This is a genomic window from Kribbella yunnanensis, from assembly GCF_039529655.1.
Taxonomy (GTDB): domain Bacteria; phylum Actinomycetota; class Actinomycetes; order Propionibacteriales; family Kribbellaceae; genus Kribbella; species Kribbella yunnanensis.
On sequence record NZ_BAAANF010000019.1, the window covers coordinates 248,330 to 257,971 of the forward strand.

Sequence of the window (9,642 nt, forward strand, 5' to 3'; positions counted from 1 at the left end):
TCCTCACTCCTGCGGAATCGATCGGCGGCAAAATGTTAGGGCGACTAACGTTAGTGTTCCGAACGGTAACACAACCGTTGGTCGGCCGAACGATTCGCTAGACTCGCCGGATGGATGACGCGGAGAGTGAGGCGGCCCGGTGGGCGGGCATGCCCACCTGGCTGCTCGGGCAGACCGCTCAGCATGCTGCCCGGCTGGTGGCCGACGGCTTCTCGTCCGTCGGCGCTCGCGGCTACCACTACCGCCTGCTGGCGACGCTGGACGACTTCGGCCCGGCCAGCCAGGCGTCGCTGGGTCGTCGGAGCGGTATCCACCTGAGCGACATGGTCGCGACGATCAATGAGCTGGCCGAGCTCGGGTTCGTCGAGCGTGCTGCCGATCCGTCCGATCGTCGGCGCAACGTCATCTCGCTGACCACGGCGGGGAAGCGGCACTTGCGGCGTCTGGAGAGCAAGCTGGCGGCTGCCCAGGAGGAGATCCTCGCTCCGTTGTCGGCCGAGGAGCGACGGCGGCTGACCGCGCTCCTGTCGACCGTGCTGGATCACCACAACCGCCAAGCCGGGGTCCCGGACGAGCGGTGGCGCTGACCGCGAGATAGAGCAGATTAGAGCTCGACGCCTGGGGCGAACTGGGCCATCGAGACCTTGGCGGCCTCCAGCAGGTCCTCCTCGCTCGTCGTACCGGAATCGCGGACGACCTTCAGCCAGGCGCGGACGGACTGCTCGTTGAACTTGAGCATCTCCGGGGAGTCGGCGAACGTGACCGGGTTGTGGTCGTCCGGAAGTCCGGCGACGTAGAGCGCCAGGCCGAGGAGACCGCCGTCCCAGCCAGGGCCGACGTACAGAGCGCCGCCGGCGCCGGGCATCGGGATCCCCGTCACCACGTGCTCCAGTTCGAGATCCGTCGAGTCGTTGGCCGCAGGGTGCAGCCGGATCTCCAGAAAGCTGTTCGGTCCGCCGTACGTCACCTTGAAGCCCTTGGGGGGCTCGCATTCGAGGATGTCGCCGCCTGCCATGTCCTGGAGCTGAAAGCTGCCGCCGACCTGGAAGTTGCCGGTCGTCGGCCAGAACCAGCGGGCCAGCCGAGTCGGGTCGGTCAGTGCGTCCCACAGCTCCTCGGGTGTCGCCCGGTACGCGCGGCGCATCTGCAGGCTCACGGTCTCGCCGGTGCGGCTGACCTCCCGCTGGACAGCGTTGATGTGCTCGAGAATGTCGATCATGCCGTCCAGAATGCCGGGCTGTGCTTATATAAGTCAAGGCTGAGATAGTCATGCCGCCTCGGCCTCCCGGGTGGTCGGGGTGAGGGGGAGTGGCTTGGCCGGGAACTCGTCGGGTGGGTAGGGCGCGACGAGGTCAGGGTCGAGGAGCGAGGGCTCGGGCGCTGCGGGGTTTGCCGTGGGAGTGGCAGCGGAAGCGGCGTGGGCGGGTGTGTTGGGGGTGGCCGTTGCGGGGTGGGGGTCTCCGGAGGTAGCGGCCGCTCGATCGGCTACGGGATCAGGCGACAGGGCGTTGGGGTCTGGCCAAACCACCTCGGTGCGTGGGGCGGACTTGGTGAAGGTGGTGGTGCCTCGGGAGAGGTCGTGGCCTACCGAGAGGGCGTCCAGGACTACTCGGGAGCGTTGCTCGCCCGCGTCGGTGGTCCATTCGTAGGTGCGGAGGCGGCCGGTGACGATGACTGGCTGGCCGACGTGGACCGATTCGAAGGTGTTCTGGGCGAGGGCGCGCCAGCATTCGACGTTGAACCAGGTGGTGGGGCGGTCGGACCAGCCGCGCTCCGGCTGGAAATGCCGCGGGGTGGAGCCGATCCGGAAACTGGCTTGCGGTGTCCGGCCGCCGACTTCCTTGAACTGGGGTTCGCTGCCGACCCAGCCCTGCACTGTCACGTAGGTCTCGCTCATCGTGGCCACTGTCCTTTCGATCGCTTTGTCACCGGAGAAGATGCAGGCGATCGGGCCTCGAATCAGCGCTGACTTGGGGCCTGTGGACAACCGGTTGGGCTCGGGCGGTGCCGAGCGCATAGGCTCTGGGGTATGGCGGAATTCATCTACACCCTTCGCAACGTCCGGAAGGCGTTCGGCGACAAGGTCGTCCTCGACAACGTCACGCTGAACTTCCTGACCGGGGCGAAGATCGGCGTGGTCGGGCCGAACGGCACCGGCAAGTCCTCGCTGTTCAAGATCATGGCGGGGCTCGATCACGCCTCCAACGGTGAGGCGCGGCTGGCGGAGGACGCCACGGTCGGGATCCTGCTCCAGGAGCCGCCGCTGACCGAAGGCAAGACCGTGCTGGAGAATGTCGAGGAGGGGGTCGGCGACACCAAGCAGAAGCTCGACCGCTTCAACGAGATCTCCGCCGAGCTGGCCGACCCGGACGCGGACTACGACACGCTGCTCGCCGAGATGGGCGACCTGCAGACCGAGCTCGACCACCGCAACGCCTGGGACGTCGACGCGCAACTCGAGCAGGCGATGGACGCACTGCGGTGCCCGCCGGCCGACGTAGTGGTGGACAACCTGTCCGGTGGTGAGCGCCGCCGGGTCGCGCTGTGCAAGCTGCTGCTGCAGCAGCCGGACCTGCTGCTCCTCGACGAGCCCACCAACCACCTGGACGCGGAGTCCGTGCTGTGGCTGGAGCAGCACCTGCAGAAGTACCCGGGCGCCGTCCTGGCGATCACCCACGACCGGTACTTCCTGGACAACGTCGCCGAGTGGATCCTGGAGATGGACCGCGGCAAGACCTACGGCTACGAGGGCAACTACTCGAAGTACCTGGAGACCAAGCAGCAGCGGCTGGTGGTCGAGGGCCAGAAGGACGCGAAGCGGCAGAAGATCCTGGAGCGCGAGCTCGAATGGGTCCGGTCGAACGCGAAGGCCCGGCAGACCAAGAGCAAGTCCCGGCTGGCCCGCTACGAGGAGCTCGCGGCCGAGGCCGAGCGGTCCAAGAAGCTGGACATCGACGAGATCAACATCCCGGCCGGCCCGCGGCTGGGCAGCACGGTGCTCGAGGTCAGCAAGCTGGAGAAGGGCTTCGGCGACCGCAAGCTGATCGACGGCCTGAGCTTCTCCCTCCCGCGCGCCGGCATCGTCGGCATCGTCGGCCCGAACGGCGTCGGCAAGTCGACCCTGTTCCGGATGATCGTCGGCGAGGAGACGCCGGACAAGGGCAGCCTGAAGCTCGGCGAGACGGTCAAGATCTCGTACGTCGACCAGTCCCGCGGCGGCCTGGACCCGAAGAAGACGGTCTGGCAGCAGGTCTCCGACGAGCTCGACTACATCAAGGTCGCGAACTTCGAGATGCCGAGCCGGGCGTATGTCGCCTCGTTCGGCTTCAAAGGCCCGGACCAGCAGAAGCCCACCGGCGTCCTGTCCGGCGGTGAGCGCAACCGGCTGAACCTGGCGCTGACCCTGAAGATGGGCGGCAACCTGTTGCTCCTCGACGAGCCGACCAACGACCTGGACGTGGAGACCCTGCAGTCCCTCGAGGACGCGCTGCTGGAGTTCCCGGGCTGTGCCGTGGTCGTCTCCCACGACCGGTGGTTCCTGGACCGCGTCGCCACCCACATCCTGGCCTGGGAGGGTACGGACGAGGACCCGGCGAGCTGGTTCTGGTTCGAAGGCAACTTCGCGTCGTACGAGGCCAACAAGATCGAGCGCCTCGGCCCGGAGGCTGCGCGCCCGCACCGCGTCACCCACCGCAAGCTGACGCGCGACTGACCTAAGTCGTCCCCAGAACCCCATCTCCACTACGGAGGTGGGGTTCTTGCGTTCCCAATACTTAGCTCTTGCGCTAAGTATTGAATCGAGTTAATACTTAGCCTCATGGCACAGTATTCGGGTGAGGTCGACGGGGTGTTCGTCGCGTTGGCGGATCCGACGCGGCGGGATGTGATTCGGCGGCTGGGGCGGGGGCCGACGAGCGTGGGGGAGTTGGCGGCGGAGTTTCCGATGACGTTGCCGTCGTTCATGAAACATGTCCGGACGCTGGAGTCGAACGGGCTGATCCGGACGGTCAAGACCGGGCGGGTGCGGACCTGTGTGCTCAATCGCGAGCGGCTGGCGCTCGTGGACGACTGGCTCGCTGAGCAGCGACGGATCTGGGTGGACCGCACTGATCGGCTGGAGCGTTTCGTCAGCGAATCGATGGAGGAGAAGTGATGAATCCCGACCTGGATCTCAGCGTGGAGCGGATCATCCGGGCGCCGCGTTCGGTGGTGTGGAAGGCGTGGACGGATCCGGACAGTTTCGCGAAATGGTGGGTGCCGGCGCCGATGGTGTGTCGGGTCGAGCGTTTCGAGGCGCGGTCCGGCGGTGCGCTGGTGACGCGGATGAGTGAGGACGGCGTGGACTTCGTGCCGCAGCTCGATGCGATGTTCCTGGTGGTCGAGGAGTTGGAGCGGATCGTGTTCACGAACGCGATCGACAGCGGGTGGCGGCCGGTCAATCCCGAGCCGGTGACGATGGCGGCCGAGATCACCTTGGCTGATCATCCGAACGGTACGGCGTACAAGGCCGTCGTACGGCATGGTGATCCGGCCTCGCGCAAACGCCATGCGGAGCTGGGGTTTGCGGATGGCTGGGGGACTGTCACCCGGCAACTTGCCGAGCTTGTGGAGGCGGCGCGATGAAGCTCGTACTCACGGAGTTCGTGACGCTGGACGGCGTCAGCCAGGGACCGGGTTCCGCGACCGAGGACACCAGTGACGGGTTCACGCGCGGCGGCTGGCTGGTCCCGTTCATTGACGAGGCGTTTGTACGACGTACTGCCGACTGGCTGGCGTTGGCCGATGGGCTGGTGCTCGGGCGGCGCACGTACGACGCCTTTGCGCGGGACTGGCCGCAGATCACCGACCCCGACGATCCATTCACCGAGCGGATGAACGCACTGCCGAAGTACGTCGTGAGTCGCACGCTGACCGAAGGTTCGTGGCATCCGACGACCGTCGTCAGGGGTGTCGAAGGCGTTGCGGAGCTGAAGAAGTTGCCGGGGAATGAGCTGCAGATCCACGGCAGTGCGCGGCTCGGTGATGCGCTGGTGAAGGCCGGTCTGGTTGACGTGGTGCGGTTGGTGGTGGCGCCGACGGTGATCGGGGCTGGTCGGCGGTTGTTCGAGCACTCGGACGGCACAGCCGGGTTGAAGCTGGTCAAGCATGAGTCCACGCCGGGCGGGTTGATGCTGCTCGAGTACGAGACTGTCGGCGCGGCGCCGGTCGCGGAGTACGAAGGTGTTACTGCGTTCGTGTGACGTGGTCGTCGAGGACTCGCTCGACGACGGGAAGGTTCTCCGTGATGAGCGCCTTCCAGAGCGCCCAGCCGCGGGCGCGCGCCCATGTCTCGGCGTCCTGCTGAACAGCCGAACGGAAGGCTTCCCGCGACGAACCGGAGAAGAAGTTGAAGGCGATCACCAGATCGCAGGCCGGGTCGCCGACACCGGATGTACCGAAGTCGATGACGGCCGACAGTCGCCCGTCCTGAACCAATAAGTTGCCGTGGGCAATATCTCCGTGGAACCACACCGGCGGCCGATCCCAGGAGCTGGCGAGAGCGGCGTCCCAGACCTCGCGGGCCAGGTCGGCATCGATGCGATCCTTCAGCGTGGCAAGGGCGTCCACGGTTTCGGAGTCATAATGCGAGGGCGGCGCGCCTCGGTAGAAGCTGTGTTCGCCGGCCAGTGGTCCGCCGGTCGCATCGCACTGCTGCAGGGCCAGGATGAACGAGGCGATGTCGTGGGCGAACGCATCGAGGTCGGGGATGTTCTCCAGCGACGCCGTGGAGCCATCAATCCAGCGGCGGATCGCCCAATGATGGGGATATCCCTGCCCTGGCTCGCCTTTCGCAACAGCCTCCGGGATCGGCACCGGAAGGGCAGGCGTCAGCGCGGGCAGCCAGCGGTGCTCCTTGTGTACGGCGGCCTCATACGCCAGATGCGTGGGCAGTCGCGCGGTCAGCTCGTCGCCGAGCCGATACGTGCGGTTGTCCCAGCCGTCGATCTTGACCGGTGTGATCGGCAGGTCCGCCCACTGCGGGAACTGGTCGGCGAGGAGACGCCGTACCAGGTCTGCGGAGATGCCGGCGCGGCCGTCCTGATGCTCTGTCACGGCTCAATTCTCAGAGCAGAGGCGGAATCCGGGCCAACGGTTTAGTCGGCGGCTACAGAGTCGGCGAAGAACGCGAGGATCGTCCGCAACTCGTCGTCGCTGCGGCTCGCCAGGATCGACTGCATGCGGGCGCCCTGTTCGGCGTACAAAGGCATGAACGTCTTCTGGATCGCCTCGAATGACGGGGTCACGACCACCTTGCGGCGGTCGGAGCGATCGGCCTGGCGGGTGACGAAGCCGTGCGACTCGAGCCGGTCGATGACGCCGGTGACCGTGCCGGAGGTGAGACCGCTGTACTCCGCGAGTTGCCGCGGGGTGAGCGGGCCATGGGTCTGCAGCAGGGTCATGAACTGCGAGTCGCTGGCGCCGAGCCCGAGCTTGGCGGAGACCGAGTGGTTGAACAGGATCACGTCCGCGATGAACCGAATCACCTGCTGCTGGATCCCGGCGGTGAGCTCTTCTCTGGCTTTCGTCATGGTCCGCCTCAGCATAGAGCTTGTATTTCTCTCGGATCTCCAAGATACTCGGATTGACAAGATACTTGAAGAGGCGAGAGATGAGGGAGAAATCATGAAGGTGCTGGTGATCGGTGGCGGGACCGGCGGGCTGGCGTTGGCCCACGGGCTGCTGCGGTCCGGGATCGAGGTGGCGGTGTTCGAGCGTGACGCGTTGCGCACCGACGGTCTGCACGGCTACCGGGTCGGCATCGATCCGGACGGGAGCCGGGCGCTGCATGCGCTGCTGCCGCCGGAGCTCTACGACACGTTCGTGGCGACGCGAGCCCGCGACCCGAAGTACTTCAACATGGTCACCGAAGACCTGAAGGAGGTCCTGTCGATGGACCTGCCGGCGGTCACTGATCCGATCGCCAGCGAGAAGTCGATCAGTCGGATGACGATGCGGCAGGTGCTGCTGACTGGCCTGGATGACGTGGTCGAGTACGGCAAGGAGTTCACCCGCTTCGAGCAGCGCGGCGATCGGGTGACGGCGTACTTCGCAGACGGTACGTCGGCCACCGGCGACCTCCTGGTTGGCGCGGACGGATCTGGTTCGCGGGTACGGCGGCAGTACCTCCCGCACGCGAAGACCGAGGAGACCGGGATCGTCGCGATCGCGGGGAAGCTGCCGATCACTGCGGAGAGCGCAGCGCTTGTTCCGCCGAAGGTGTTCGAGGGGATCACGATCGTCAACGCTCCGCGCGGACTGGCCTGCATCCTGCACGTGATGGAGTTCCAGTGGGACCGTGACGGCAAGGTCAAGAACGGCATTGGCGGGAACACTGAGGAGCTGATTCGCCGGTGGCCGGGGCTGCAGTTCGACAACACGCGCGACTACATCAACTGGGGTCTGTCAGGTACCAAGGACAAGTTGCCCGCGAACGTCATGGAGCTGCGCGGTCGCGAGTTGATCGATGCCGCACTTGAGCTCACGCCCGGCTGGCATCCGGATCTGCGCCGGCTGTTCGAGCTGACCGATCCGAGCACCTGCTTCCCGGTGAACATCTGGACCTCGGTACCGCTCGAGGCGTGGGAGTCGACGAATGTGACGCTGATCGGTGACGCGATTCACACCATGACGCCGGGTCGTGGGGTGGGTGCGAACACGGCGCTACGGGACGCGGTGAACCTGTGTCGTCAGTTGATCGAGGTTCGGGATGGTCGGTGCGAGCTGGTGCCGGCGGTGCGCGAGTACGAGGCCAAGATGATCGACTACGGCTTCGATGCGGTGCGCAAGTCTCGCGCGCAGATGACCTCGGCCGATCCCGTCCACAAGCCGGTGATCGGTCGGCTGGCGCTCGCCGGGATGCGGACGGCGATGCGCACCGTCAATCACCTCCCGCCGGTCAAGCGCCGCATGCGGGACTCGATGATGGCCTATCGCGGCGCCGACCGGGATGAGTTGGACCTGAAGATCTAGTGCTGGCCGATGTGCTCGGACACGGCGTCGAAGACCCGCCCGACCGCAGCGAAATCCTCCGGGCTGGCCAGGTCGACCAGGTTCTCGCGGACGCTGTCCACGTGCGTGGGTGCCGCCTCGACGAGCAGGTTGTAGCCCGCCTCGGTCAGCTCCGCCCAGACACCGCGCTTATCGCTGGTGCAGGACTTCCGCCGTACCAGCTCGGCCGCTTCCAGCCGGCCGACGGTGTGCGTCAGGCGTGAGCGGCTCTGGTGTAACCGGTCGGCCAGATCCGCCATGCGGAGCCGCCGGTCGGGCGACTCGGACAGCCGGACCAGGATCTCGTAGTCGTTGATCCCGATGCCGAATCGGCGCAGCTCGTCATCGAGCTTCGCCATCAGGCGCGCCGTGCCCAGCAGGTACGCGCGCCACGCCACCTGCTGCTCTGCGTTCAGCCACCGAGTGTCAGTCGTCGTCGTCACGATCACAGTGTACCGGGAATGTAGTTGACTTTTAAACCGTTGATCCGTAACGTCGTGGTCAACAGGTTGACACTTCAACCCAAGCCTACGTCGCCCCCGATACCTGTACTTCCCGAGAGGACCTCATGACCGAGACCGTCAGCACCCCGACCACCACCATCCCCGGACTGGTTTCGGGGACCTACTCCCTCGACACGGCGCACACCGAGATCGGCTTCACCGTTCGCCACCTGATGACCAAGGTGCGCGGCACCTTCCAGGAGTTCAGCGGCGAGATCGTCGTCAAGGACTCGCTCGAGGAGTCGACCGCCAACGTCAGCATCGAGCTCGCCTCCGTGCACACCCGCAACGAGCAGCGCGACGGCCACCTGCGCTCCGGCGACTTCTTCGACGCCGAGAACTCCCCGAAGATGACGTTCGTGAGCACCGCGCTGAAGGCCGAGGGTGACGACTACATCCTGGCCGGCGACCTGACCATCAAGGACGTCACCAAGCCGGTCGAGCTCGCCTTCGAGTTCCTCGGCGTCGACCAGAACGCCTACGGCCAGACCATCCTCGGCTTCGAGGCCTCCACCTCGATCAGCCGCAAGGACTGGGGCATCGACTTCAACGTCCCGCTCGAGGGCGGCAAGCTCCTCATCGGCGACAAGGTCGACATCCACCTCGACATCCAGGCCGCACTGAACGCCTGATCTGCCCCAAAAGCCCCGCATTCAGGTGGATGCGGGGCTTTTCTGTTTCGGGGGGGTGCGGTCTACCCACCCGTGCACCACGTTCGTTCAAGCGCGGCGTTGCCCGCCCAGGCCGGCCTGGGGTGCCCGCCGCAGTGCAGCTGACCGGTCGGCGGTCCGGGCTGGTGGCGCTGGTCGTCTCGCGAGCGAACTTGCCGGCAACTCGTGGAGCGGGAGTCGCGCTGGGGCGGACCTGCATCACCGTCCAAGTCGCTCCCGGCCAGTCCCGGCGGGGCGCGCTGAGCGTGAACCGCGCGGGCTTCGCGAGGTTACACGGCGATGGCGGTCCCCCGGCCCCGATCACCGGAATCACCTATCGCACGGTGGCTTCGCTCGACATGTCGCCACAGGGGGCCGCACCTCGACTGTGGGGAGAGTGCCGCCGGTAAACGAGGCGGATTCAGGTGGTTGTCGCAACACTGCGGTTCGGATAGGGATTT

General features: G+C 66.3%; 12 protein-coding genes. 7 read left to right on the plus strand and 5 right to left on the minus strand.

Annotated elements, in window-relative coordinates:
* Positions 1-110: 110 nt before the first annotated feature.
* A complete protein-coding gene (locus ABD231_RS29915) occupies positions 111-587 on the plus strand; it encodes a MarR family winged helix-turn-helix transcriptional regulator (protein WP_344159137.1) in 477 nt (158 codons plus the stop codon).
* 17 nt (positions 588-604) lie between these two features.
* Here the strand turns inward: ABD231_RS29915 and ABD231_RS29920 are convergent, their stop codons facing one another.
* A complete protein-coding gene (locus tag ABD231_RS29920) occupies positions 605-1,219 on the minus strand; it encodes an SRPBCC family protein (protein WP_344159139.1) in 615 nt (204 codons plus the stop codon).
* A gap of 48 nt (positions 1,220-1,267) precedes the next feature.
* The gene (locus ABD231_RS29925) at positions 1,268-1,897 is read right to left on the minus strand and encodes a single-stranded DNA-binding protein (RefSeq protein ID WP_344159142.1); all 630 of its coding nucleotides are present in this window, start codon (positions 1,895-1,897) and stop codon (positions 1,268-1,270) included.
* A 132-nt stretch (positions 1,898-2,029) separates the two neighbouring features.
* On the opposite strand from ABD231_RS29925, the gene ettA reads away from it, so the two are divergent.
* From ettA to ABD231_RS29945, 4 genes are all read left to right on the plus strand, one after another.
* Positions 2,030-3,712 (plus strand): energy-dependent translational throttle protein EttA, encoded by a 1,683-nt coding sequence (gene ettA / locus ABD231_RS29930; protein WP_344159145.1) that lies wholly within the window; start codon positions 2,030-2,032, stop codon positions 3,710-3,712.
* A 105-nt stretch (positions 3,713-3,817) separates the two neighbouring features.
* Positions 3,818-4,153: an ArsR/SmtB family transcription factor gene (locus ABD231_RS29935; protein WP_344159149.1), complete on the plus strand. Its 336-nt coding sequence runs from the start codon at positions 3,818-3,820 to the stop codon at positions 4,151-4,153.
* Positions 4,153-4,623, plus strand: a complete 471-nt coding sequence (locus ABD231_RS29940; RefSeq protein WP_344159152.1) for an SRPBCC domain-containing protein — start codon at positions 4,153-4,155, stop codon at positions 4,621-4,623. The genes ABD231_RS29935 and ABD231_RS29940 overlap by 1 nt, the downstream gene beginning before the upstream one ends.
* On the plus strand, positions 4,620-5,240 hold the full coding sequence (locus ABD231_RS29945) for a dihydrofolate reductase family protein (protein ID WP_344159155.1): 621 nt from the start codon (positions 4,620-4,622) through the stop codon (positions 5,238-5,240). Before ABD231_RS29940 ends, ABD231_RS29945 begins: the two co-directional genes overlap by 4 nt.
* On the opposite strand, the gene ABD231_RS29950 is transcribed toward ABD231_RS29945, so the two are convergent.
* Both ABD231_RS29950 and ABD231_RS29955 read right to left on the minus strand, forming a co-directional pair.
* Complete coding sequence (locus ABD231_RS29950; protein ID WP_344159158.1) at positions 5,224-6,093, minus strand: aminoglycoside phosphotransferase family protein; 870 nt, start codon at positions 6,091-6,093, stop codon at positions 5,224-5,226. The two genes, ABD231_RS29945 and ABD231_RS29950, sit on opposite strands and share 17 nt — an antisense overlap.
* A gap of 41 nt (positions 6,094-6,134) precedes the next feature.
* Positions 6,135-6,569, minus strand: coding sequence for a MarR family winged helix-turn-helix transcriptional regulator (locus ABD231_RS29955; RefSeq protein ID WP_344159161.1), 435 nt, complete (start codon positions 6,567-6,569; stop codon positions 6,135-6,137).
* Positions 6,570-6,663: 94 nt separating this feature from the next.
* On the opposite strand from ABD231_RS29955, the gene ABD231_RS29960 reads away from it, so the two are divergent.
* Positions 6,664-8,010, plus strand: coding sequence for an FAD-dependent oxidoreductase (locus tag ABD231_RS29960; RefSeq protein ID WP_344159164.1), 1,347 nt, complete (start codon positions 6,664-6,666; stop codon positions 8,008-8,010).
* Here ABD231_RS29960 and ABD231_RS29965 read toward each other — a convergent pair.
* Positions 8,007-8,477: a MarR family winged helix-turn-helix transcriptional regulator gene (locus tag ABD231_RS29965; RefSeq protein WP_380156550.1), complete on the minus strand. Its 471-nt coding sequence runs from the start codon at positions 8,475-8,477 to the stop codon at positions 8,007-8,009. The two genes, ABD231_RS29960 and ABD231_RS29965, sit on opposite strands and share 4 nt — an antisense overlap.
* 119 nt (positions 8,478-8,596) lie before the next feature.
* On the opposite strand from ABD231_RS29965, the gene ABD231_RS29970 reads away from it, so the two are divergent.
* Positions 8,597-9,163 (plus strand): YceI family protein, encoded by a 567-nt coding sequence (locus ABD231_RS29970; protein ID WP_344159168.1) that lies wholly within the window; start codon positions 8,597-8,599, stop codon positions 9,161-9,163.
* Positions 9,164-9,642: the final 479 nt, after the last annotated feature.